General features: G+C 65.5%; 13 protein-coding genes. 9 read left to right on the top strand and 4 right to left on the bottom strand.

Going from position 1 to position 24,847, the window contains the following annotated elements:
* Position 1 precedes the first annotated feature (1 nt).
* Both QWL29_RS00140 and QWL29_RS00135 read right to left on the bottom strand, forming a co-directional pair.
* Positions 2 to 2,329, bottom strand: coding sequence for an amylo-alpha-1,6-glucosidase (locus QWL29_RS00140; protein ID WP_305820859.1), 2,328 nt, complete (start codon positions 2,327 to 2,329; stop codon positions 2 to 4).
* Positions 2,326 to 4,170, bottom strand: coding sequence for a glycoside hydrolase family 13 protein (locus tag QWL29_RS00135; protein WP_305820858.1), 1,845 nt, complete (start codon positions 4,168 to 4,170; stop codon positions 2,326 to 2,328). The genes QWL29_RS00140 and QWL29_RS00135 overlap by 4 nt, the downstream gene beginning before the upstream one ends.
* 597 nt (positions 4,171 to 4,767) lie before the next feature.
* On the opposite strand from QWL29_RS00135, the gene QWL29_RS00130 reads away from it, so the two are divergent.
* From QWL29_RS00130 to QWL29_RS00120, 3 genes are all read left to right on the top strand, one after another.
* The gene (locus QWL29_RS00130; protein WP_305820857.1) at positions 4,768 to 7,674 is read left to right on the top strand and encodes a TonB-dependent receptor; all 2,907 of its coding nucleotides are present in this window, start codon (positions 4,768 to 4,770) and stop codon (positions 7,672 to 7,674) included.
* 84 nt (positions 7,675 to 7,758) lie between these two features.
* Positions 7,759 to 9,270 carry a tryptophan halogenase family protein gene (locus QWL29_RS00125; protein WP_305820856.1) on the top strand — a complete coding sequence of 504 codons (1,512 nt, stop codon included), beginning with the start codon at positions 7,759 to 7,761 and terminating at the stop codon, positions 9,268 to 9,270.
* Between the two features lie 154 nt (positions 9,271 to 9,424).
* Positions 9,425 to 11,254: a DEAD/DEAH box helicase gene (locus tag QWL29_RS00120; RefSeq protein ID WP_305820855.1), complete on the top strand. Its 1,830-nt coding sequence runs from the start codon at positions 9,425 to 9,427 to the stop codon at positions 11,252 to 11,254.
* A 346-nt stretch (positions 11,255 to 11,600) separates the two neighbouring features.
* On the opposite strand, the gene QWL29_RS00115 is transcribed toward QWL29_RS00120, so the two are convergent.
* Positions 11,601 to 12,893 carry an MFS transporter gene (locus tag QWL29_RS00115; RefSeq protein ID WP_305820854.1) on the bottom strand — a complete coding sequence of 431 codons (1,293 nt, stop codon included), beginning with the start codon at positions 12,891 to 12,893 and terminating at the stop codon, positions 11,601 to 11,603.
* A 286-nt stretch (positions 12,894 to 13,179) separates the two neighbouring features.
* On the opposite strand from QWL29_RS00115, the gene QWL29_RS00110 reads away from it, so the two are divergent.
* The 5 genes from QWL29_RS00110 to QWL29_RS00090 all read left to right on the top strand — a co-directional run bounded on the left by QWL29_RS00110 (position 13,180) and on the right by QWL29_RS00090 (position 21,927).
* Positions 13,180 to 14,511: an MFS transporter gene (locus QWL29_RS00110; protein ID WP_305820853.1), complete on the top strand. Its 1,332-nt coding sequence runs from the start codon at positions 13,180 to 13,182 to the stop codon at positions 14,509 to 14,511.
* A gap of 364 nt (positions 14,512 to 14,875) precedes the next feature.
* Positions 14,876 to 16,519 carry an alpha-D-glucose phosphate-specific phosphoglucomutase gene (locus QWL29_RS00105; RefSeq protein WP_305820852.1) on the top strand — a complete coding sequence of 548 codons (1,644 nt, stop codon included), beginning with the start codon at positions 14,876 to 14,878 and terminating at the stop codon, positions 16,517 to 16,519.
* Between the two features lie 25 nt (positions 16,520 to 16,544).
* Positions 16,545 to 18,221: an alpha-amylase family glycosyl hydrolase gene (locus tag QWL29_RS00100; RefSeq protein ID WP_305820851.1), complete on the top strand. Its 1,677-nt coding sequence runs from the start codon at positions 16,545 to 16,547 to the stop codon at positions 18,219 to 18,221.
* 164 nt (positions 18,222 to 18,385) lie between these two features.
* Positions 18,386 to 20,779, top strand: coding sequence for a TonB-dependent receptor (locus tag QWL29_RS00095; RefSeq protein ID WP_305820850.1), 2,394 nt, complete (start codon positions 18,386 to 18,388; stop codon positions 20,777 to 20,779).
* Complete coding sequence (locus QWL29_RS00090; RefSeq protein ID WP_305820849.1) at positions 20,779 to 21,927, top strand: glycerophosphodiester phosphodiesterase; 1,149 nt, start codon at positions 20,779 to 20,781, stop codon at positions 21,925 to 21,927. Before QWL29_RS00095 ends, QWL29_RS00090 begins: the two co-directional genes overlap by 1 nt.
* Before the next feature lie 3 nt (positions 21,928 to 21,930).
* Here QWL29_RS00090 and QWL29_RS00085 read toward each other — a convergent pair whose 3' ends face one another.
* Positions 21,931 to 23,601: an alkaline phosphatase family protein gene (locus tag QWL29_RS00085; RefSeq protein ID WP_305820848.1), complete on the bottom strand. Its 1,671-nt coding sequence runs from the start codon at positions 23,599 to 23,601 to the stop codon at positions 21,931 to 21,933.
* 143 nt (positions 23,602 to 23,744) lie between these two features.
* Here QWL29_RS00085 and QWL29_RS00080 point away from each other — a divergent pair, with 143 nt between their 5' ends.
* On the top strand, positions 23,745 to 24,800 hold the full coding sequence (locus tag QWL29_RS00080; RefSeq protein WP_305820847.1) for an alpha/beta fold hydrolase: 1,056 nt from the start codon (positions 23,745 to 23,747) through the stop codon (positions 24,798 to 24,800).
* Positions 24,801 to 24,847 lie beyond the last annotated feature (47 nt).

The following is a 24,847-nucleotide window of genomic DNA, read 5'->3' as shown; positions in this document are numbered from 1 at the left end:
GTCAGCGGTATTCGTTGCGTTCGACGATGCCGCGCAGGACATCGCGCCCTTGCAGCATCGGGAAGTCCTGCGCGCGGTAAGCCTTGGGCTGCGCGAAGTGCAGCGTGCCGATCTCGGCGGTGAACGAGGCGCGTACCGGTTGCGGAGCCAGGGCCCGTCCGTCCAGCACGGCGCGCTTGCCGGCCAGCGCCAGCGTCGCCGCCTTGCCGGGCGTGAGCGCAAAGGCGACCTGCGAGCGGCTCTTGTCGGGGTTCAGGTAGACCATGCGCACGGTGCGCGGGACCTTGCCGCGCAGCGTGAAGGTCCAGCGCTCGCCGCCGTCCGCGCGCACGAAGTCGACCTCCACCGCTTCATCCACACCGAAGGGCAGGGCAGCGCCGAAGCGTTTCCACTGCGCGGGGATGGCCGGCTCGAAGCGCAGGGTATCGGCAATCAGGTCCGGGCGGAAGCCCACGTAATCCTGGTAGGCGTTACGCGCATACTCGGCCACGCTCCACGACTGGGCAAAGGTGCCGGTCGGCTTCAGGCTGCCGTCCGCGCGCGGCAGGGCGTCCAGGTTTTCGCTCATGCTGCCGAGCGTGCCCAGGCCGAGGATTTGCTGCCCGATGTTCTGCGTCAGCTGCCAGCCCAGGTCCTGGTAACCGAAGCGGTTCAGCGCGGTCACCGTGAAGCCGGCGTTCCAGCCCCAGATGGTGCCGTTGTGGTAGGCCGCATCCTTGTGGTGGAAGGCCGGGTTCTCGTGGCGCGGGTGGAAGTAAGGGTCGTTCTGGGAGAGCGAGGCGATGCCGTAGGGGTAGAGCAGTTCCGGCACGCTGCGCTTGACCACCTGCGCCTGCACTGCATCCGGCACGAATTCGCCGAAGGGGATCGAGGACAGCATCAGCGCGTTCGGGCGCAGCCTGGTGTCGCGGCTGCCGTCCGCGCGCAGGCGGTCGGCCATCGTCTTGCCGTCCCAGAAGCGCCGCAGGAAGCTGGCCTGCGCTTTGCCTGCCAGCGCCGTCCAGTCGCGCGCACGCGTTTCGTCGCCGGCCCAGGCAGCAAGCGTGGCGGCGCTTTGCAGCGCCGTGTGCCACAGGGCCTGGATCTCGACCGCATGCGGCCCGCGGTCCGACCAGGGCTGGTGGGTCGGATTCTCGATGCGCGCATCCATCCAGGTGTCGGACGCCGCATGGCGCAGCAGGCCGTCGGCGTCCACGTAGTTGGCGATCGCGCCCTCGACATAGGGGATCGCCAGCTTGTACATCTCGGCAGCAAAGGCGCGGTCGCCCGTGTAGTGGATGTATTCCATCGCCTCGCGCAGCATCCAGGGCGTGCCGTCCACCGTGTTGTAGATGATCTCATCGGGCGAGACGCGGTTCGGCACGCGGCCATAATCTTTGTCGCGTGGTTCTCGCAGGTTCTGGTAGCGCGCAAAATTGGCCAGCACGGCCTTGGCGTCGGCGAACTCGCCCGACACCAGCAGGGTGCCGGGCAGGGCGATGAAGGTGTCGCGACCCCAGTTCTCGCGGAACCAGGGCAGGCCGGCCCAGATGCCGGCGCCGTATTCGTTCACCACGAACATGCGCGCCGAGGCCTTGGCCCAGTTCAGCGCCTTGTCGTACTCCTTGTCGCTGGTGGCGAGATAGCTGCGGGTGAGCGCTTCGTACATCGCGCGGCGCTCGTCTGCGATGGCATCGCCTCCCGCCAAAGCGCGTGCGCGCGTAGAGGCTTCCTCAGGCGTGGCGCCAAAGGCGGCGATCACGGTGAACGAGCGTGCCGGGGCCTGCGTGGCCAGGGTCAGGTCTGCACCCAGTGTGAACGGCCGGTCGGCCGCCAGCGCCATGAACTGCGTCGCGCCTGTACCCGGCGTCACGGTGACGATGCCGCCCGCCTGCGTTACCGCGCCGGCCGTCTTCAGCAGCGGGCGCAGCGCCAGCGTGGCCGCCTTGCCGTTCGTGACGCGCAGGGCCAGCGCATGCTTTTTCGACAGCAGCGCCAGTTCCTCGCTCGCGCCGTTGGCATAGCGCACGCGGTGGCCCCAGGGCAGCACTTCCTCGGCGGCGCGGGTGCGGTCGTTCTGCACGCCGCCCGCGAAGCTCATGTAGTGATGGAAGACCGTGCCGCTCTTGAACACATAGCCTTCGCCCTTGTCGTAGCTGTGCGTGTAGCCTTCGAAGTAGCCGGTCAGGTTGTCGCCGGCGACAAAGCGCGCCTGCTGCCCGGGCGCGGCCTGGATCGCCATGTCGGCGAAAAAGGCGTCGACGCCGGGCTTCTCGACGGCGCCGGCGCTGCCGAAGGCGCAGGCCAGCGCCAGGACCATCATCGGGCTGGAGAGGGACTGCGGCATCATGCCCCCGGCAGCTCGACGACGACGACCGACTTCGGCGCCAGCTTCAGTTCCTTGGCCAACTCGACCTGCTGGCCGCTGAGGATGTCCTTGCCGCCGGCCGCGCCCTTGAGCATCTCCTGGAAGCGCGCCGTGTCCAGGGTCGCCGCCTTGTCGCCGTTGTTCATGGCAACCATGATGCGCTTGCTGTCGTTGTAGCGGAAGTAGACCCAGGTATTGTTCTCGGGGCCGAACTGCATGGTGCGGCCGCTGTGGATGACGGGTTCGTTCTTGCGCCAGTTGGTGAGCTGGCGCACCAGGTCCTGGGCCGCGCGCTGCTGGGTGCTGAGGCCGGCGCCGGTAAAGGCGTTCACCTTGTCGCCGGCCCAGCCGCCGGGGAAGTCGCGGCGGTAGCTGGCGTCGTCGCGCTGCTTGACGGCGCTGGTCATCAGGATTTCGTCGCCGCTGTAGAACTGCGGGATGCGCGGCATGGTCATCAGGAACACCATGTTCATGCGCCAGCGGCCGAAGTCTTCGCCGACCGCGCTGAACATGCGCGCGATGTCGTGGTTGCTGCCGAACAGGACCAGGTTCTGCGGTTCCGGGTACAGGTAATCGAGCGACAGGGTCTCGTACACGTCGTTCAGGTTGCCGCCTTCCTTTTGCAGGCCGTTGCGCATGGCCTGCATCAGCGGGAAGTCCATCAGGCTGGGCAGGTAGCTGACGTAGCCGTCGTGATTCACCTTGCCGCGCTGCCAGCGCGCCACTACCGGCGGGCGGTTGTTCCATTCTTCGCCGACCATGTTCAGGTTCGGGTACTCGGCCATCAGGCGGCGCGTGTATTCGGTGAGGAAGGCGCCGTCGGAATAGCCATAGGTGTCGATGCGCAGGCCCGACAACTTGGCGTACTCGATCCACCAGATGTTGTTCTGGATGAGGTAATTCGCCACCAGCGGGTTGGTCTGGTTCAGGTCGGGCATGGTGTCGACGAACCAGCCGGCGGTGAAGTTCTTGCTGTCGGCTTTCGAGGCGTACGGATCCTGCACGGCCACGTGGTGGTGCTGGGTCGGCACGAACTTGCCGCCGAAGTTGATCCAGTCCGGCGTCGGCACGTCCTTCATCCACCAGTGGTTGACGCCGATGTGCGACAGCACCACGTCCTGGATCAGGCCGATGCCGCGCTTCTTCGCTTCATCCGACAGGCGCACGAAGTCCGCGTTGCTGCCATAGCGGGCGTCGACCTTGTACAGGTCGGTGGCGCCATAGCCGTGGTAGGAGTAGGCCGGCGCATCGTTCTCGACCAGCGGCGTCGGCCACAGCTGGGTAAAGCCCAGGTTGGCGATGTAGTCGAGGTGGTCGATGGCGCCCTGGATGTCGCCGCCATGGCGCCCGCCGCCGTTCTTGCGGTCGGCCTTTTCGCGCATGCCGGCCACGCTGTCGTTCGCCGGCAGGCCATTGGCAAAGCGGTCCGGCATGATCTGGTAGATCGCGTCGCTGCCGGTAAAGCCCTGGCGCGCCGCCGAACCGGGCTCGCGCGCCAGCAGGCGATAGGCATGGCGTTCGCTGCGGCCGGCGCCCGTGAAGACGATCTCGAACTGGCCCGGCTTCGCGTCGGCGCCGATCTCCAGGTCGATGAACAGGTAATTGGCATTCGCCACGCGCGTTGTCGACACCACGCGCACGCCCGGATAGTCGACCGTTGCCGCCAGCTCGCCCAGGTTCTTGCCATGCACCATCAGCTGCAAGCCCTTGTGCTGCATGCCGGCCCACCAGAAGGGCGGTTCCATGTGTTCGATGGCGGGCGCGGCAAAAGCGGCGTTGGAGAAGCTGAGGGCGACGAACAGGCTGATCAGGGAAGGTTTCATGGCGGACCTGGTAAATGAAGGGAAGAGCGCGCGAGCGCGCTGGGGGGCTTGTATCCGATGCGAGCGGATGAGGTAGTAGTTTGGCTACACAGTATTGGGCCGGGCACGCGGAGAGCGGCCGGTTGTCTCTCTATTATTAGGGCAAGCATACTATAGCGATGTGCAGACGACAACGCAGATGAGTATCTAGTTTAGGTACATACAAGCAAAAAGCCTGGGCCGGACGAAGGCAAATGTGCAGTTGACGAAGCCTGCGCAGCACGGTCCGGTTTTGGCAGCCATTTTGAAGATCCCACTCAGAAATGCACCGCAATAGTGCATTTCCACACCGGCTTGGTGAAAAGATACGAATTTGTAGTCCGACTACACACGTACTGAGCACACTCTGTAGCTGGAATACAACGCCTTCTGTTGTTCATTCTATACAATAGCAACATACGCTACGGAATCGCGTAGTGGCGAGCAACTCCCGTTGACAGTGCATCTAGTTTTAATACAGAATTGTTGCCAGAACGTCTAAAAAGACGTTGGAAGTGGATCCCGTGCCGTGGCTCTCCAGCTGTTTCCGGGAAATTACATAGTTTATCGAGGGGACAAATGAACAAATTCGCAAACAAGCGCGCTGCGAACACGGCAGGCCTTGCATTTCCGCTGAGCCCAGTCGCGGCCGGCTGCACCGTTTTCCTGATGGCACTGGCCGGTAGCGCCTTCGCCCAGGAACAGCAAACTGCCCCGGCAGCGCCGCCAGCCACCACCGACACCACCAACAACACGCCGAACAGCGCGCTGCCGCCAGCGGAAGACGCGACCGTCAGCACCACCACGACCCCTGTCTCGACCGTCCGCGTTACCGGTATCCGCCGCGGTATCGAAGCGGCGATTTCGATCAAGAAGAATTCCACGTCGATCGTCGAAGCGATTTCGGCCGAAGACATCGGCAAGCTGCCGGACCAGAGCGTCGCCGATTCGATCGCACGCCTGCCGGGCGTGTCGGCCCAGCGCGGCCGTACTTCGGGCAAGGCCTCCGACATCTCGGTGCGCGGCCTGGCGCCAAGCTTCAACGGCACTCTGCTGAACGGCCGCGAAATGGCCTCGACCGGCAACGCCCGTTCGCCCGAGTTCGATCTGTTCCCGGCAGAACTGATGGGTTCCGTCGTCATCTACAAGACCCCGGACGCGAGCGTCATCGGCCAGGGCCTGGCCGCGACCATCGACCTGCGCACCGTGCAGCCGCTGGACTTCGGCAAGCGCACCGTCGCCGTCAGCTACAAGAAGAGCCAGCTGGGCGTGAAACAGCGCGACGGCCTGCCGGAAGGCGATGGCAAGCGCTACACCCTGTCGTACATCGACCAGTTCGCGAACCGCACCATCGGCGTGGCCATGGGCTTCACCCGCTACGAAGAAATGGGCGGCGGCCAGTCGAAGTTCAATTCCTGGGGCGTTGCCGATACGGTGAGAGTGCCTGGCTCCGACGTCCCGGTTGCCGTCAAGGTGCCGAACGGCTTCGGCTACGACACCGAACAGAACAGCCACGAGCGCGACGGCGCCTTCGCCTCGCTGCAATACCGTCCGAACAAGAACTTCAAGTCGACCGTCGACATCTTCTACTCGGCTGGTGAGACCGGCCTGAAGAAAACCGGCTTCGAAGCCGGTGTGGCCGGCAACGGCAACGGCTTCTACGAGCGCGTGCACGAGCTGACCAACGCCACGATTTCCAACGGCGTCGCCACCAGCGGCACCCTCATCAACTGGAAAGGTGTTGTCCGTAATCACTACGAAGGCGCGAAAGACGACCTGAAGACGGTCGGCTGGAACAACGAACTGCGCTTCGGCGACTGGACCACGATGGCCGACCTGACCTGGTCGAAAGCCACCAAGCTGGGCTCGCGCTACGAAACCACCGCCGGCACCCTGCCTGGCCAGCAGGATACCCTGAGCTACACCGGCTTCAATGGCGCCAACGTCACCGAAGTGAAGTACACCCCGGGCCTGAACTACGCCGACCGCAACGTCATCAGCCTGACCGATACCATGGGTTGGTCGTCGAGCCTCGCCAACGGAATCTCGCCGCAGGCCGGCTACCTCGGCCAGCCCTACGTCGAGGACGAAGTCAAGGCGATCCGCCTGAACGCCAAGAAGAACGTCGAATGGGGTCCGGTGATCGCCACCACCTACGGCTTCAACTTCACCGCGCGCGACAAGGAGCGTACCGGCCAGGATGGCCGCCTGATGATCATCGGCGGCGATCCGAACGGTTCCGCACAGGTGCCGGGCAGCGCTGTTGCTCCGGCTGGTGCTTCGGGCTTCAACGTCGTGTCGTGGGATCCGCGCGGCGCGCTCGGCACGGTCTACGAACTGGCGCCGAAGGTCGACGCCGACATCCTGAACAAGTGGTGGGACGTCAAGGAGCGTATCTCCACCGCCTACGTCATGGGCGACCTGGATGGCGAGATGTTCGGCCTGTCCTACCGCGGTAACGTCGGTGTCCAGGCAATCCACACGGACCAGACCGGCGGCGGTTACCAGGTCGACAGCGGCAATTGCGTGGGCAATACCCCTTCGGGCTGCCCGGGCGTGCGCGTGACCGACGGCGACAAGTACTGGGACGTCCTGCCTAGCCTGAACCTGTCGTTCGACCTGAAGAACGACCAGCTGCTGCGTTTCGGCCTGGCCAAGGTGGTATCGCGTGCCAACCTGGATGACCTGCGCGCCGGCCAGAACGTCACGCTCAGCAACCAGCAGGGTGTGTCGGTCCTGACCAGCAGCGGCGGCAACCCACTGCTCAAGCCATTCCGCGCCAAGGCGTTCGACCTGTCGTACGAGAAGTACTTCGGCAACAAGGGTTATGTCAGCGCCGCGCTGTTCTACAAGAAGCTCGACACCTACATCTTGCGGACTGCGCGCGACTACGATTTCGCCTCGACGATTTCGCCGGAAACCACGCTGCCTGAGGGCGGTTCGACGATCGGCCGCTTCACCCAGCCGCAGAACGGCAGCGGAGGTAACATCAAGGGCTACGAGCTGGCAGTCAACCTGCCGTTCTCGATGCTGACTCCTTACCTGGATGGCTTCGGCGTGCTGGTGAATCACTCGGACACCAAGAGCAGCGTCGAACTGCCGCGCGACGGCTTCGCCAACGTGACCGGCAGCGCCATCAGCATTCCGCTGCCTGGCCTGTCGCGCAAAGTGTCGAACCTGCGCCTGTACTACGAGAAGAATGGCTTCCAGGTTGCTGCCGCTGCACGCAAGCGCTCGAACTTCCTGGGCCAGGTGTCGGACTACCAGGACAACACCCAGCTGACCTTCATCAAGGGTGAGACCATCGTCGACCTGCAGGCGTCGTACGAAATCCAGAGCGGCTGGCTGAAGGGCACGAGCCTGTTCGTCCAGGCGCAGAACATGAACAACGAACCGTTCCTGGAATACACCGACGACGAAAACAACCCGACCAACCGCGTCGACTACGGCCGTACCTACCACTTCGGCGCCAGCTACAAGTTCTAAGCCGGCGTAAAAAGCGGTACAGTAACGACCCCTGCCGGGCTCCCGCCTGCCAGGGGTCGTTTTTTTGACCTGAGCGAAACCACCATGCAGAACGTACCCATCAAGGACATCGTCATCGTCGGCGGCGGCACCGCCGGCTGGATGACGGCAGCAGCACTGGCCACCATCCTGAACGGCCGCTACAACATCCGCCTGGTCGAATCCGACGAAATCGGCATCGTCGGCGTCGGCGAAGCGACCATCCCGATGATCCAGCGCTTCAACCGCGTGCTCGGCATCGACGAGGCCGAGTTCATGCGCGCCACCCAGGGCAGCTTCAAGCTCGGCGTCGAGTTCGTGAACTGGGGCCGCAAGGGCGAGCGCTACATGCACGGCTTCGGGCGCCTGGGCCAGGACCTGGCCACCGTGCCCTTCGAGCAGTACTGGAGCAAGATGCGCGCGCTCGGCAAGGCGGCGCCGCTGGAGGAATATTCGATCACGCGCATGGCGGCGAAAGCCGGCAAGTTCATGCCGGCCCGGCACGACGTGCCGAATTCGCCGCTGGCCGACATCGCCTACGCCTACCACTTCGACGCCAGCCTGTATGCGCGCTACCTGCGTAAACTCTCGGAGTCGCGCGGCGTGACGCGGGTGGAGGGCAAGATCGTGCGCGCCACCCAGCGCCCCGGCGACGGCTACATCGACGCGGTGGAACTGGAAAACGGCACGCAGGTCGCCGGCGATTTGTTCATCGACTGCTCGGGCTTCCGCGGCCTGCTGATCGAGCAGACGCTGCAGACCGGCTACGAAGACTGGAGCGGCTGGCTGCCGGCCGACCGCGCGCTGGCCGTGCCTTGCGAATCGGTGAAGACCATGACGCCGTTCACGCGCGCCACCGCGCATCAATCGGGCTGGCAGTGGCGCATCCCGCTGCAGCACCGCACCGGCAACGGCCACGTGTACTGCAGCCGCTACATCAGCGACGACGAAGCCGCGGCCACGCTGCTGGCGAACCTGGATGCGCCGGCGCTGGCCGACCCGCGCCTGATCAAGTTCCAGACCGGGATGCGCAAGCAGGCCTGGAACCGCAACGTGGTGGCCATCGGCCTGGCCGGCGGCTTCCTCGAGCCGATCGAGTCGACCAGCATCCACCTGATCCAGTCGGCGATTTCTCGCCTGATCGAGTTCTTCCCGGACCGCGGCTTCCAGGACGTGGAGCGCGCCGAGTTCAACCGCCAGTCGCGCTTCGAGTACGAGCGCATCCGCGACTTCATCGTGCTGCACTACCACCTGAACCAGCGCACCGACTCGCCGTACTGGCTCGCGTGCGCCAACATGGCCATCCCGGATACCCTGCGCCAGAAGATGGATTTGTACCGCGCGCGCGGCAAGGTGGTGCGCGTGGACAACGAGCTGTTCTCGGAAGTCGGCTGGATCCAGGTATTCGAAGGGCAGAACATGCCGGTGAACGCGTATAATCCACTGGTTGACGTGCAGTCGGAGGCCGATATCGCCGACTACCTCGACAGCGTGCGCGGCGTGATCGCCAAATGCGTGAGCGTGATGCCGACCCACGAGGAGTACATCGCGCGTCATTGCGCGGCGCCGAAGATGTAGTTTTTCGCCTGCCGGCGACCAGTTTTGTATGCAGCCCCTTGCGCAAGGCGCACGGGGCTTTTTCGTCATTGTTTCCCGGTTTTTCAAATTGTGCCCGCCCGTTCCCAGCGAGGGAGTAAACTGGCGGTTTAGTATCGTTTTTCGAAAGTCATCCATGTCCGACACCCCGATCCCAACGTTTTCCGACCTGAACCTCCCGGCGCCCGTCCTCAAGGCGCTGAAGGACGTCGGCTACGAAGCACCGTCGCCGATCCAGGCCGCCACCATTCCCCTGCTGCTGGAAGGGCGCGACGTGCTGGGACAGGCCCAAACCGGTACCGGCAAGACCGCCGCCTTTGCGCTGCCGGTCCTGGCGCGCATCGACACCAAGCAGACCACGCCCCAGGCGCTGGTGCTGGCGCCGACGCGCGAGCTGGCGATCCAGGTCGCCGAAGCCTTCCAGACCTATGCCACGCACATGAAGAACTTCCATGTGCTGCCGATCTACGGCGGCCAGAGCTACGGCCCGCAGCTGCAGGCGCTGCGCCGCGGCGTGCAGGTCATCGTCGGTACCCCGGGCCGCGTGATCGACCACATCGAGAAGGGTTCGCTCGACCTGTCGCAGCTGAAGACCCTGGTGCTGGACGAAGCCGACGAAATGCTGCGCATGGGCTTCATCGACGACGTCGAGCAGATCCTGCAGCAGATCCCGGACGAGCGCCAGATCGCGCTGTTCTCGGCCACCATGCCGCCTGCCATCAAGCGCATCGCCAAGACCTACCTGCGCGACCCGAGCGAAGTGACCGTCGCCGCCAAGACCGGCACCGCCGAAAACATCACCCAGCGCTACTGGCTGGTGGCCGGCATGCAGAAGCTCGACGCGCTGACGCGCATCCTGGAAGCCGAGCCGTTCGACGGCATGATCATCTTCGCCCGCACCAAGCTCGGCACCGAAGAGCTGGCGACCAAGCTGCAGGCGCGCGGCTTTGCCGCCACCGCCATCAACGGCGACATGGCCCAGGTGCAGCGCGAGCGCACCATCGAGCAGCTGAAGAACGGCAAGATCGACATCCTGGTCGCCACCGACGTCGCCGCGCGCGGCCTGGACGTCGAGCGCATCAGCCACGTCATCAACTACGACGTGCCGTCGGACCCGGAAAGCTACACCCACCGCATCGGCCGTACCGGCCGCGCGGGCCGCAGCGGCGACGCGATCCTGTTCATCACCCCGCGCGAGCGCGGCCTGCTGAAAGCCATCGAACGCGCCACGCGCCAGCCGGTGTCGCCGCTGACGCTGCCGACCGTCAAGGCCGTGAACGACGTGCGCATCGCCAAGTTCAAGGACCAGATCACCGCGACCCTGGAAGCGGGCGGCCTGGAGCAGTTCCGTAGCCTGATCGAAGACTACGAGCGCGAACAGAACGTGCCGGCGGTGGACATCGCCGCCGCCCTGGCCAAACTCGGCCGCGGCGACGTGCCGCTGCTGATCGAACGGCCGGACCGCGATCCGAAACCGTCGACCTGGGAAGACCGTCCGGCGCGCACCGACTTCGTCGAGCGCCTGCCGCGCGCCCCGCGTGATGCGGCTGGCGGCTGGGAAGACCGTCCGGCCCGTGCGCCGCGCGAACCAGGCTTCAAGAAGGAACGCGTGATGCGCGATCCGGAGCCGGGCATGGCGACCTACCGCATCGAAGTCGGCCACGCCAATGGCGTCAAGCCGGGCAACATCGTCGGCGCGATTGCCAACGAAGGCAACATCGAGTCGCGCCACATCGGCCGCATCGAGATCTACGACGACTACACCACGCTGGATCTGCCGAGCGACCTGCCGAAGGACCTGGTGGATCACCTGAAGACCGTGTGGGTGGCGGGGCAGCAGCTGAACATCACGCGTGATGGCGAAGAAGCACCGGCGCCGAAGAAGGCCGGCGGGCCGAAGAAGTCGTTCGGGGCGGAGCGCCGTGCGGCGGAGAAGCCGACGTTCAAGAAGCCGCGTAAAGCCTAAGTGTTGCGGCGTTGCCGCAATGGGGTAGGGTGGACGGCGTTGCCGTCCACGCGTTCGGCTAACGCCGGCGTAGACGATACGTTATTCGTGCCTGGAACGTGAGCCGTAGGGTGGGCACTCCGTGCCCACGCGGTACGTGTTCGTCCGCGAGTCCGCTGCCGCGATGACTCGCTCCGCGGCGTTCGCCATCATCGTTGCGCTGACGATGTGCTCTTTGATGCTCTGCCATGTGATTGCGGCCCGGGTTGTTGCCGGGTCGCGTTGACGCGTCGTTCCGCGTGGGCACGGAGTGCCCACCCTACGTGATGCGCCCGGGTATCTGCCGGGCCGCGGCAACGCGATGGCGTTAATGCGCCGTTGCCAACGCCGGCTTGGCCGTTGACACTGGCGCGCCATCTTTTACCAGCAGCCACAGCACGCTCGACACTGCCAGGCACCCGCCGCAAATCAGGAACAGGACACTCTTGTCCGCCGCGTCCTTCAATACGTAGCCGACCACCGTGGTCGCCAGCTGCGGCAACACCACCGACAGATTGAACAGGCCCATGAAGTAACCCATGCGGCGCTTGTCGACCTTTTCGCTCATGATCGCAAACGGCAGGCTGACCACCGCCGCCCAGCCGATCCCCACCACAGCCATCAGCACATACAGCGACGCCGGCGAGCGCGCGAACAGCGCAATGCCGAAGTAGGCCGCCGCCATGATCCCGATGCACGCCGCCTGCGTGCGCACGCGGCCGATGCGCGCGCCGAGCGGCGCCAGCACCAGCGCCGGCAGCAGGAAGCCGACCACGTTCATGATGGCGAACGAAATCGCGATCAGGTGGCCGGACTGCGCCGCCGATTCGGCAACGGTCGCGCCAGGCGCTACCACGTGTTGCTGGATGAAGGCGATGATGTACACGAACATGGCCTGCACGCCGAACCAGCTGAAGGCGTGCGCGGTCCACAGTTTCCACAGTTGCGGCCAGTCGGTGCTGGTGGAACCGGCAGCGATGGCAGCGGACGCGGTAGTCTCGGGCGCCAGGTCGCGCGGCTCCTTGATCAGGAACACCGGCAGCACCGAGAACAGCAGCACGATCACCACGCCCACCGAAATGAGCGCGTAGTTGTCGATGTAGGCGCCGATCAGGTAAGCCGTCACGCCCCAGAAGCCGGAAATGGTCTGCATCCAGGTGTAGCCGCGCGTGCGGGCATCGCCTTCCGGCGTGACGTCGGCGATGATCGAACGGGTCGGGTTGAAGCTGATGTTGATCGACAAATCCAGCGTCAGCGCCACGATCACGGCAATCACCAGCAGGTTGGTCACGCCGAGCAGATCGGCCACCATCTCGATGCGCGGCAGCAGGAACACCGACAGCGCGGCCAGGGTGCCGCCGATCAGGATGAAGGGCCGGCGCCGCCCGCCCCAGAACCAGGTCTTGTCGCTGATGAAGCCGATGATGACTTGCCCCAGGATGCCGGCCAGCGGGCCGGCGGCCCAGACGATGCCGATCTCGTGGATGTCAAGGTGGTACTTGGTGCTCAGCAGCCAGCTGAGCGCGGAAATCTGGATGCACAGGGCAAAGCCCATGGCCGTGGCCGGCAAGCTGGTCAAGGCATAGAATGGATTGCTCAGCCGGCGCTGCATGTCGAGCATGGTGTCTCCTTGCTTTGTGATCTATTGTGTTATTTGACTACAAAATGCCACTGCCGGGCAGCGGACTTGCCGATTCTACTATGTCGCCGCGTGATTGACACTCGGAAAACACCATGTTATTTTGCTACAAATTATCCTGCAACCAGCCCGTCCACCCGGCCTCCCGGACGGGAACGCTCCCCGCCACCAACCACCCGCCGCACTGACGAAGCGGTACAGGCCCATGGCGCGGCGTTTGCCACATACAGAGAGCCCGGTGTGAATGCCGGGCCGCTTGGGGACATCGATGGACATGCACACCAACGCGCTCAAGAAGCCGCGCCTGTCGTTCTGGCAGCTGTGGAACATGAGCTTCGGCTTCTTCGGCATCCAGTTCGGCTTCGCGCTGCAGAACTCGAACACCAGCCGCATCTTCTCGACCCTGGGCGCGAATCCCGACGACCTGGCGCTGTTCTGGCTCGCGGCCCCCGTTACCGGCCTGCTGGTGCAGCCGGTGATCGGCTACATGAGCGACAATACCTGGCACCCGAAATGGGGGCGGCGCCGTCCCTTCTTCTTCATCGGCGCCTTCCTGGCGGCGATTGCCCTGTTCCTGATGCCGAATTCCTCGGCGCTGTGGATGGCCGTGGCCGTGCTGTGGATGATGGACGCCGCGATCAACGTGTCGATGGAGCCGTTCCGCGCCTTTGTCGGCGACAAGCTCGACCCGACCCAGCAGACCGCGGGCTACGCGATGCAGACCTTCTTCATCGGCTGCGGCGCGGTGATCGCCTCGCTGCTGCCGGCCATCTTCACCCACTTCGGCGTGTCGAACGTGCCGGTCGACGGCATGATCCCCGACACCGTGCGCTATTCCTTCTATGCCGGCGCGGTGGTCTTCATGGTGGCCGTGAGCTGGACCGTGTTCACCGCCGACGAACTGCCGCCGCCCGACCTGGCCAGCTTCCAGCACGAGCGCAAGCAGGCGCGCCACATCGGCACGGCGCTGACCGAGATCGTCGGCGGCTTCGGCCAGATGCCGAAGACCATGGTGCAGCTGGCCTTTGTGCAGTTCTTCACCTGGATTGCGCTGTTCGCGATGTGGATCTACACCGGCAGCGCGATTGCCGATGCGGTGTGGGGCACGCGCGATGCGCAGTCGGCCGCCTTCCAGGAAGCCGGCAACCAGGTCGGCATCATGTTCGCGGTGTACAGCGGCGTGTCGGCGCTGGCCGCCTTCATCCTGCCGATCTTTGCCCGCGCCACCAGCCGCAAGATGGTGCACTTCGTGTGCCTGGCCATCGGTGGCCTGAGCCTGGCCAGCATTGCGCTGATTGACTCGAAAGAGATGCTGATGCTGCCGATGGTGGGTGTCGGCATCGCCTGGGCGTCCATTCTCACCATGCCGTATGCGATTTTGGCGGGCTCGCTGCCGGCCAAGCGCATGGGTTACTTCATGGGCCTGTTCAACTTCTTCGTGGTGATTCCGCAGATCGTCAGCGGGCTGCTGCTCGGGTATGTGACGCGCGCGTTTTTCGGTGGGCATACGGTGCAGACGCTGGTGCTGGGCGGCGTGTGCATGCTGGTGGCCGCGGTGCTGACGCTGGCGGTGACGGACAAGGCGCCGAACCAGGCTTGATCGGGGCGCCTGATCGAAGCCGGGAATGTCTCCTGATTGGATGCCCGATCGAAGCTGGGAATGTGTCCCGTACGGTGGGCACCCCGTGCCCACGCGGTACGAGCGCATCCTTGCACCGATGGCTGCGACGATTCGCTCGAAACATCTCCGGAGTCAGGTGTCGTGTCCGTCGCATGCCGTGCGAGCGAACATTCCACGCAGCGTATGCCAGCGACGCACGTAATCGCGTGGGCACGGAGTGCCCACCGTACGAGAAACGGTGCCGCCATGATCGAATATCCGGCGACACCATTTCCGCGCCTGTCGTATCGTAACGTTTTATCAACAAAATGTTGATAACCGAATTCATACACAGGAGCGGAGCATGACGATCCATACCGTGGCGACCACGCCATTCGCCGGACAGCGTCCGGGTACCTCGGGCCTGCGCAAGAAGGTTACCGAGTTCCAGCAGCCGGGCTACCTCGAGAACTTTGTCGAAGCCATCTTCCTGACCTTGGGCGACCTCACCGGCCAGACCCTGGTGCTGGGCGGCGACGGCCGCTACTTCAACCGCAGCGCCATCCAGACCATCCTGCACATGGCCGCCGCCCACGGCGTGGCGCGCGTGCTGGTGGGGCAGGGCGGCATCCTGTCGACGCCGGCCGTGAGCTGCGTGATCCGCAAGCACGGCGCCTTCGGCGGCATCGTGCTGTCGGCCAGCCACAATCCGGGCGGCCCGGACGGCGACTTCGGCATCAAGTACAACATCGGCAACGGCGGCCCGGCGCCGGAAAAAATCACCGAGGCGGTGTATTCGCAAACCCAGGGCCTGCTCAGCTACCGCATCAGCGACGCGCCGCCCGTGAACCTCGACACCATCGGCACCACCCAGCTGGAGGGCATGCAGGTCGAGGTCATCGATTCCGTGGCCGACTACGCCGAGCTGATGAAAGGCCTGTTCGACTTCGACGCCATCCGCGCCCTGTTCGCGCGCGGCTTCACGATGCGCTTCGACGGCATGAGCGCCGTCTCCGGGCCGTACGCGAAGGCGATCCTGGAAGGCATGCTCGGCGCCCCCGCCGGCACCGTCATCAACGGCGAGCCGCTCGAAGACTTCGGCGGCCACCACCCCGACCCGAACCCGGTGAACGCCGCCGAGCTGATCGCGCTGATGAACGGCCCCGATGCGCCGGAATTCGGCGCCGCCTCGGACGGCGACGGCGACCGCAACATGATCGTCGGCCGCGGCATTGCGGTGACGCCATCGGACAGCCTGGCCATCATCGCCGCGAATGCCACGCTGGCGCCGGGCTACGCCGCCGGCATCAAGGGCATCGCACGCTCGATGCCGACGTCCACCGCCGCCGACCGCGTGGCGCAAGCGCTGGGCATTGCCTGCTTCGAAACGCCGACCGGCTGGAAGTACTTCGGCAACCTGATGGACGCCGGCATGGTCACCCTGTGCGGCGAAGAGAGCTACGGCACGGGCTCGGATCACGTGCGCGAAAAGGATGGCCTGTGGGCCGTGCTGTTCTGGCTGAACATCGTCGCCGCGACCGGCAAGACCGTGAACCAGCTGGTGAACGAGCACTGGGCGCGTTTCGGCCGCAACTATTATTCGCGCCACGATTACGAAGCCGTCGATGCGACCGCCGCCGACGCCATGATGAACGCACTGCGCGACAAGCTGCCGACGCTGGAAGGTGAGGCGCTGGGTGAAGGTATGGGCAACTACCGCGTATCCGTCGCCGACGAATTCGTCTACACCGACCCGGTCGACCATTCGGTGGCAACGCAGCAAGGCGTGCGCATCATCATGGACGACGGTTCGCGCATCGTGTTCCGCCTGTCCGGCACCGGCACCGAAGGCGCCACCATCCGCGTCTACCTCGAACGTTACGAGGCCGACCCGGCCCACCATAACCTGGAAACGCAAGAAGCCCTGTCCAAGCTGATCGCCATCGCCGACAGCGTCTCCGAACTGCGCCAGCGCACCGGCCGCCAGCAGCCGAGCGTGATTACCTGATCCATCCACCCACACAGGACCCTGCATGAAACTACCCGCACTTGCCGCTTCGTTGATGATCGCGTTCGCGCCGCAGGCCCAGGCCCAGGCCGGCATCGCCGCGCCCTGGTCGGCGCCGGCCAAGCCTTTCGTCTGGGAGAACGCGACCGTCTACTTCCTGCTGACGGACCGCTTCAACAACGGCAACCCGGCCAACGACCTGGCCTACGGCCGCAAGAAGGATGCGGCGGTGCTGCGCGGTTACATGGGGGGCGACCTGGCCGGCATCACGGCGAAAATCAAGGAGGGCTACTTCACCGACCTGGGCGTGACCGCGATCTGGATCACGCCGCCGGTCGAGCAGATCCACGCCGCCACCGACGAGGGCACCGGCAAGAGCTATGGCTTCCACGGCTATTGGGCGCGCGACTTCACGGCCATCGATGCGAACCTCGGCACCGAAGCCGATCTGCGCATGCTGGTCGATACCGCCCACGCCGCCGGCATCCGCGTGCTGCTCGACGTGGTGCTGAATCATACCGGCCCGGTGACGGCTACTGATCCGGTCTGGCCGGCCGACTGGGTGCGCACCGGCCCGACCTGCACCTACAAGGATGCGCGCACCACCATGGACTGCACGCTGGTGAAGAACCTGCCCGACATCCTCACCGGCAGCGACAAGGCAGTGGGCCTGCCGCCGCAGCTGGCCGAGAAGTGGAAGAGGGAAGGGCGCTACGAGCGAGAGGTAAAAGAGCTGGACGACTTCTTCAAGCGCACCGGCTACCCGCGTGCACCGCGCTACTACCTGATGAAATGGCATGCCGACTGGGTGCGCAAGTACGGCTTCGACGGCTTCCGCGCCGACACCGTGAAACATACCGAGCCGGGCCTGTGGAAGGAGCTCAAGACCGTATCGAGCGCGGCCTTCGAGGACTGGAAGCGCGCCAACCCGAGCAAGAAGCTGGACGACACGCCGTTCTACATGACGGCCGAGGTGTACGGCTACGCGCTGCAGCATGGCCACTCCTACGACCTGGGCGGCATGACGGCCGACTACCCGGCCGAGGGCTTCGACAGCCTGATCAACTTCGCGATGAAGTCCGACGCCAAGGAAAGCTACGAGAAGCTGTTCAGCACCTATTCGCAGGCTTTGCACGGCCCGATGAAGGATTCCTCGGTGCTGAACTATCTGAGTTCGCACGACGACGGCGCGCCCTACGACGCCATGCGCGAGCGCCCCTACGAAAGCGCCAACAAACTGCTGCTGGCGCCGGGCGCCGCCCAGGTCTACTACGGCGACGAAACCGCGCGCCTGCTGAAGGTGGACGGCGCCGAGGGCGACGCCACGCTGCGCTCGTTCATGAACTGGGACGAGCTGGCATCGAACGCCCAGCGCGGCCTGAACCGCGTGGCCGACGTGCGCGAGCACTGGGCCAAGCTGGGCCGCTTCCGCCAGGCGCATCCCAGCGTGGGCGCCGGCGTGCACCAGATGATCCAGCACTACCCCTACGTCTTCAAGCGCACGTACGAGACCAAGGATGTGACCGACCGCGTGGTCGTTGCGCTCGGCCTGCCCGTCGATAAACCGAGCGCCGTGCCGGTGACCGGCGTCTTCATGGACGGCCAGACCGTACGCGACTGGTACTCGGGCAAGACCGCGGTCGTCAAGGGCGGCAAGGTGCAGTTCGATGCGCGCAATCCGGTGGTGCTGATCGGGATGTGATTGGACAGAACCCTGGCGCCGCTCGATGTCGCGTCGGATCAAGCGTGCGTTGAACGCATGCACAGCGCTACCACCACGTCATCAAGCCGTCACGCAGCCGTCACGGCTTAGTCATTTTGCAAGGTTAATGTTCCGGTCACCTCAACCGACCATGGCCTTGCCTGATGAAACAAACGACCACCTTCCTGACGCCATCCCGGATTGCGCTTGCCGCCGCGGCCCTGTGCACCTCGCTGGCGCATGCCGCCCCGGCCGCCCCGCTTGAAGACACGCCGGCCGCCGCCGAAGCGCCTGCCGTGCAGGACACCACGCCGCCCGGCGCCCTGGCCACGGTCGAGATCTCGACCCGCAAGACGCGCTCCACGGTGGCCATGTCGGGCACCGAGATCCAGAAGGTGATGCCGGGCGTGAATCCGCTGAAGGCCTTGCAGGCGCTGCCGGGCGTGAGCTTCCAGACCGCCGACCCCTGGGGTAACAACGAGCAGAACCTGTCGCTGTTCGTGCACGGCTTTAATGGCCAGCAGCTGGGCTACACGATGGACGGCGTGCCGCTCGGCGACCAGCAGTACGGCAACTACAACGGCTTGGCGCCGCAGCGCGCCGTCACCAGCGAGAACGTGCGCAGTGTGGTGCTGTCCACCGGCGCCGGCGACCTCGGCACGGCCTCGACCAGCAACCTGGGCGGCACCATCGAAACCTATTCCAGCGACCCGCTCAATCGCCGCAACATCAACCTGCAGCAGACCCTGGGCAGCCACAAGGCCAGCCGCAGCTTCGTGCGCTTCGATTCCGGCGACATCGGCGCCGGCAACAGCTTCTATCTCTCGGGCCTGCACCACGAAGCGAAAGCCTGGGACTTCAATGGCAAGCAGAGCAACGACCAGTTCAATGCCAAGTTCGTGCACCAGGGAGAAAGCGGCAAGCTGACCGTGTACGCCGACTGGTCCGACAAGACCGAGCCGAACGAGGACTCGACCCTGCACCAGGCCGGCCTGGCTGCGCCCTACACGCGCCCCTTCCTGTACCCGGACTTCGCCGCCGCGCTGGCCTATCTGGATGCGAACGGCGCACCGCCGGCAGCTGTCGGCGCCAACTTCCGCAACTACTACAGCGACGCCCAGCGCACCGACAGGCTGGCCTACGTGAAGCACGAGGCTTACCTCGGCCAGGACGCCACCTGGACCAACCAGTACTACTACCACCGCAACGACGGCGCCGGCGTGGTGGCCGGCCCGATCAACCAGGCCGGCCTGCCGGCGCTGTTCCGCGCCTATTACCCGAACCAGGACCTGAAGTCCGTGTTCGGCAATTCCGGCTACGCCACCCGCACCACCGAGTACAAGATCAACCGCCAGGGCTTGATGTCGACCCTGCGCTGGGACCTGGGCGAGCACCGCATCCAGACCGGCCTCTGGTTCGAGCACAACAAGTCGAGCGCCTACCGCCGCTGGTATCCGCTCGACGTGAACAACCCCAGCACGCCTTACCAGCGCCCGGCCAACCCGTTGATTACGCAGTACGGCAGCGAGATCGACAACAAGGTGGTGCAGTTCCACCTGCAGGACGAATGGAAGCTGCGCCCGGACGTCACGCTGCAGGGCGGCTTCAAGTCCAGCCTGCAGTTCGCGGAAGGCCTGTTCCCGGTGCAGCAGCTGGCGGCCACGCTCAGCGGCGGTTCGCGCGGTCTGCCGGAAGGGAAGATCACGACCAGGAAATGGTTCCTGCCGCAGCTCGGCGCCCGCTGGGACATCTCCAGTACCGACCAGGCCTTCGCCAACGTGCAGAAGAACATGCGCCAGTTCGTGACCTACGGCGGCGGCGGCAATTCGCCGTGGAGCCTGTCGTCGCAGGCCGCCTTCGACTACTTCAAGGACACGGCGAAACCGGAAACCGCGCTCACTTATGAGCTGGGCCTGCGCACCTCGCGCCAGCTGGGCGCCGGGCCGCTCACCGGCTTCGACGGCCAGGTCAGCCTGTACCACGTGGACTTCAAGGACCGCCAGCTGGCGATCAGCTCGAACCCGATCATCACCTCGTTCGCCGGCGGCACCACCATCCTGTCGAACGTCGGCGACGTGAAGACCGACGGCGTCGACGTCGGCGCCACCTTCCACTTCGGCCGCGCCTTCAGCTTCTACGACGCAGTGTCGTACAACCGCTCGACGTACCAGGACAGCTATTTGTCCGGCACCACCGTGGTTCCGACCGCCGGCAAGACCGTGCCGAACACGCCGGAGTGGATGAACAAGTTCATCGCCACCATCAAGCCGGGCGCCGACATCGAGATCCAGCTGCAGGGCGATTACGTCGGCCGCCGCTACGCCACCTACACCAACGACCTGGACGTGGCCAGCTACGTGCTGTTCGGCCTGAACGTGTCGGGCAAGGTGCCGTTCGAGACCGGCTTCCTGAAGAACATGCGCTGGAGCGTGAACGTCACCAACCTGGCCGACCGCAAGGGCGTGCTGCAGCCGAACGTGGGCCAGGCCAGCGGCAGCTACGCCACCTATCCGATCCCGCCGCGCATGGGCTTCATCACCCTGAAGGCGGACATCTGATGGCGCGGGTCGTCCCTGCCAGCCCGGGGCGGCGCCTGCTGCTGGGCGGCCTGGGCGGCGCGCTGGCGCTGGCGGCGGCGCCGGCGCTGGCGCATTCCGCCACGCAGCCTGCAACGGCGCGCCGCGATGCGAAAGCGGCGCCGCTGCTCTACGCCCACCGCGGCGCCAGCGCCCTGTTCCCCGAGCACACGCTGGCTGCCTATGCGCGCGCGATCATCGACGGCGCCGACTTCGTCGAGCCGGACCTGGTCTGCACGAAGGACGGCGTGCTGGTCGCGCGCCACGAAAACGCCATCACCGACACCACCGACGTCGCCAGCCGCCCCGAGTTCGCGGGCCGCAAGACGCGCAAGAATATCGACGGCCAGGCGCACGATGGCTGGTTCGTGTCCGACTTCACGCTGGCCGAACTCAAGACCCTGCGCGCGCTGGAGCGCCTGCCGGCAATGCGCGGGACCGGCGGCGACGGCCAGTTCCAGGTGCTCAGCCTGGAGGAAATCGTCGACTTCGTGGCGGCCGAGTCGGCCGCGCGTGGGCGCAGCATCGGCCTGATCCCGGAACTGAAGCACTCGACCTGGTTTGCCGCCGCCGGCCTGGCGCTGGAAGAGCGCCTGGTCTCGACGTTGAATGCGCACGCCTACACACGGCGTGCGCCGGTCGTCGTGCAATCGTTCGAGACAGCCAACCTGAAGGCATTGAGGAAGGTGCTCGGCCGCGCGTCGAATGTACGCCTGGCCCAGCTGGCGGTGGCGGGTGGGCGGCTCGACGCGCTCAAGCCGGCCGACGTAGCGCTGGCCGGCGGCAGCCTGAGCTACGGCGAGATGCTCTCGGCACGCGGCCTGCGCGACGTGGCGCAGTATGCCGACGTGGTGGCGCCGATGCACCGCGCGGTGATTCCGCTCGGGGCCGACGAGCGTCTCGGCAAGCCATCGCCACTGGTGGCGGACGCGCACCGCGCTGGCCTGGACGTGGTGGCCTGGACCTTCCGTCCGGAGAATGCCTTCCTGGCGGTCGACTTCCGCAACGATGCGGGGCCGAATGCGCGCAACGAGGCAGGGTCGGTCGCGGAAATGCAGCGTTATCTCGAAACCGGCATCGACGGCCTGTTCTCCGACGACGTGGCGCTGGCGCGCAAGGCGATCGGGTAGGGATCAAGGCGTCTGCAAGGCCTCGACCAGCACCCGGCCTTCGCTGCCAGACGGTGGGCGCAGGCGCAGCACGTTCGCCAGCGTCGGCGCGATGTCCACCGTTTCCGCATACTGCCCGTAATAGCCCGGCTTGATCCACTTGCGGCCGCTGAGCAGCAGCGGCACGTTGGTGTCGTAGGAATACGGCGAGCCGTGCGAGGTGCCTGTGCCGCTGCTACTACCGCTGCTGCTGAAGTACCAGTTCGGCCTGGTCACCACCACCAGGTCGCCCGACAGTTCGCGGTGCCAGGCGCGGCGCATCAGCACGCCCATGCGCGTGGCGCCGGTGGCATTCGCCTCGAACTGGCTGCGCGTGAAGACCTCGGCCACGCCTTCCTGCGCACGCAAGAAGGCCGCCGCCGTGTTCTCGACCTCGCCGCGCGCCACGCCCAGCTTGTCGATGGCCGCGTAGTCGAGGTGGAAGTTCGGCGCCGACTGTGCGATCGCCAGCTTCTCGTGGCCATACTTCGCCGCCAGCGCCACGTTCAGCGCCGCCACCAGCGCACCGGCATTCACGCGGCCGGCGTCGCCCTTGGCCGCTTTCACGAATTCCGGCGTGTTCGGAAAACCGTGGTCGGCGGTGAGCACGACCAGCACGTTGCCGGCGCCGAGCTTGCGGTCGAGGTAAGTAAAGAAATCGGCCAGCATGCGGTCGAGGCGCTGCAGGTGGTCGTGCGACATCTTGCTTTCCGGGCCGTAGGCATGGTTGACGTAGTCGTGCGCCGACAGGCTCACGCCGAGCAGGTCGGTCACCCCGGCGGTGCCGCCCAGGCGCTCGCCCTCGATTGCCGCGCGCGCGAAGTCCAGGGTCAGCTCGTCGAGGAAGGGGCTGGTCTTCAGGCGGTTGAAGTAGTCGGCGTCGATGTTGCCGCTGTCGCTGTAGAAGGAGAAGGGAAAGCGGTTCGGCGAGGCCGGCGTGGCCGGGAACAGCGCGTCCGGCGCATCGCCCGCATAGGCCGCATCGGCCAGCAGCGGCTTCCAGGTCTTGCCGTAGTAGCGGTCCTGCGGGCGGCCGGCCTGGTATTGCTGCACCCATTGCGGATGCGCCGCCATGTACCAGGTGCTCGAGGCGAAGTTGCCGGTCTTGTCCATGTACATGTAGGCGGTGCCGGTCTTCCCGGCCAGCAGGATGGCGCCGCGGTCCTTGCCCGAGACGGCGATCACCTTGGCCCGGTTGCCGCTGGCGTAGCGCAGCTGATCACCCAGGGTGTCCACGCGCAGGCGTGCCGGCGAGGTGCCGTCGCCCGGTTTGGTTTCTTCGCCGATGTAGGTATGGGATGCATCGTCGGTGCAGTAGACCGAGGCTTTTGACACCGGGTCGATCCAGTTGTTGCCGATGATGCCGTGCTGGTAGGGGTAGGCGCCGGACAGGATGGCCGCATGGCCGACCGCCGTCACGGTCACGCCGTGGGCCTGGTGCGCATTGCTGAACACCGCGCCTTCGTCCATCAAGCGGCGCAAGCCGCCCTGGCCGAACTGGCCGCGGTAGCGCTGCAGCTGCTCGGCCGGCAAACCGTCGACGGCCAGCACCAGCACCAGCTTCGGCGCGGAGGGGGCGGGCGCGGCGTGGACCACGGAGACCGTGAAGACGGAAAAGGCCAGCACGCGTCTGGCAAGGAAGGGCAGGGTCGACATGGAAAGGGCGGAAAAGTGGACGATCGGTCATCGTAATGACGCCATGTGACGGCAGCATGACAGCCCCGGCACGCTTGAGCAGCGAAACACATGCATCGGCATTCTCGACTAGACTTTGCGCATTCGACCACATGAGGACTGCCATGAAGCCTGCCTTTGCCCACCGCATTGCCTACCTCGGCTGCGCCGCCGCGCTGGCCGTCGCATCGACCGGATTCGCCGCCGTCGCCCACGCCGCCGCCGGCGCGTCCGCCAGCGAACCGGCCTACGGCCCCGAGCTCGAAGGCTTCGACTATCCGGCGCCGGTCAAGCAGTTCAACTTCACCTCGCAAGGCGTGAAGCTGCACATGGCCTACATGGACATCGCGGCGCAGGGCAAGGCCAACGGCCGCACGGTGGTCCTCATGCACGGCAAGAACTTCTGCGGCGCCACCTGGAAAGCGAGCATGGACGCGCTCAGCGGCGCCGGCTACCGCGTGGTGGTGCCGGACCAGATCGGCTTCTGCAAGTCGAGCAAACCCCAGCACTACCAGTACACCTTCCAGCAGCTGGCCGAGAACACGCGCGCGCTGCTGGAATCGATCGGCGTGAAGAACGCCACCATCCTCGGCCACTCCACCGGCGGCATGCTGGCCACGCGCTACGGCCTGATGTTCCCGCAGCTGACCGAGCAGCTGGTGCTGGTGAACCCGATCGGGCTGGAAGACTGGAAGGCGCTGGGCGTGCCCTCGCTGGGCGTCGATAAATGGTATCAGCGCGAACTGCAGACCACGGCCGAGAAGATACGCAACTACGAAAAATCGACCTATTACGTGAACACCTGGAAGCCGGAATACGAGCCCCCTGTTCAGATGCTGGCCGGGATGTACCGCGGCAAGGGCAAGGAAATCGTGGCCTGGAATTCGGCCCTGCTGTACGACATGATCTACACCCAGCCGGTGGTCTACGAATTCCCATTGCTGAAGATGCCGACCCTGCTGCTGATCGGCCTGAAGGACACCACGGCGATTGGCAAGGATGCAGCGCCGGAAGCGCTGCGGCCGAAGCTGGGCAACTACCCGGAACTGGCGCAAAAAACCGTCAAGGCGATCCCGAAGGCGACCCTGGTCACCTTCCCCGAGATGGGCCACGCGCCGCAGATGCAGGACCCGAAGGCCTTCCACGAGGCGCTGCTGAAAGGCCTGGCTGCGGCCAAGTAAGCGTGAAAGCCGGGGCGGCGGCTTGCTGTATGATGTCGCCCCTGCCC

The organism is Massilia brevitalea, from assembly GCF_030711405.1.
Classification (GTDB): Bacteria; Pseudomonadota; Gammaproteobacteria; order Burkholderiales; family Burkholderiaceae_D; genus Telluria; species Telluria brevitalea.
Note: the sequence above shows the minus strand (reverse complement) of the source record. Positions and strands in the feature narration are given on the sequence as shown.

Coding starts and splice junctions, on each gene's coding strand:
- QWL29_RS00110 (WP_305820853.1), top strand. CDS start 13,180: ATGGACATGCACACCAACGCGCTCAAGAAGCCGCGCCTGTCGTTCTGG.
- QWL29_RS00090 (WP_305820849.1), top strand. CDS start 20,779: ATGGCGCGGGTCGTCCCTGCCAGCCCGGGGCGGCGCCTGCTGCTGGGC.
- QWL29_RS00100 (WP_305820851.1), top strand. CDS start 16,545: ATGAAACTACCCGCACTTGCCGCTTCGTTGATGATCGCGTTCGCGCCG.
- QWL29_RS00115 (WP_305820854.1), bottom strand. CDS start 12,893: ATGCTCGACATGCAGCGCCGGCTGAGCAATCCATTCTATGCCTTGACC.
- QWL29_RS00120 (WP_305820855.1), top strand. CDS start 9,425: ATGTCCGACACCCCGATCCCAACGTTTTCCGACCTGAACCTCCCGGCG.
- QWL29_RS00130 (WP_305820857.1), top strand. CDS start 4,768: ATGAACAAATTCGCAAACAAGCGCGCTGCGAACACGGCAGGCCTTGCA.
- QWL29_RS00095 (WP_305820850.1), top strand. CDS start 18,386: ATGAAACAAACGACCACCTTCCTGACGCCATCCCGGATTGCGCTTGCC.
- QWL29_RS00135 (WP_305820858.1), bottom strand. CDS start 4,170: ATGAAACCTTCCCTGATCAGCCTGTTCGTCGCCCTCAGCTTCTCCAAC.
- QWL29_RS00125 (WP_305820856.1), top strand. CDS start 7,759: ATGCAGAACGTACCCATCAAGGACATCGTCATCGTCGGCGGCGGCACC.
- QWL29_RS00140 (WP_305820859.1), bottom strand. CDS start 2,329: ATGATGCCGCAGTCCCTCTCCAGCCCGATGATGGTCCTGGCGCTGGCC.
- QWL29_RS00085 (WP_305820848.1), bottom strand. CDS start 23,601: ATGTCGACCCTGCCCTTCCTTGCCAGACGCGTGCTGGCCTTTTCCGTC.
- QWL29_RS00080 (WP_305820847.1), top strand. CDS start 23,745: ATGAAGCCTGCCTTTGCCCACCGCATTGCCTACCTCGGCTGCGCCGCC.
- QWL29_RS00105 (WP_305820852.1), top strand. CDS start 14,876: ATGACGATCCATACCGTGGCGACCACGCCATTCGCCGGACAGCGTCCG.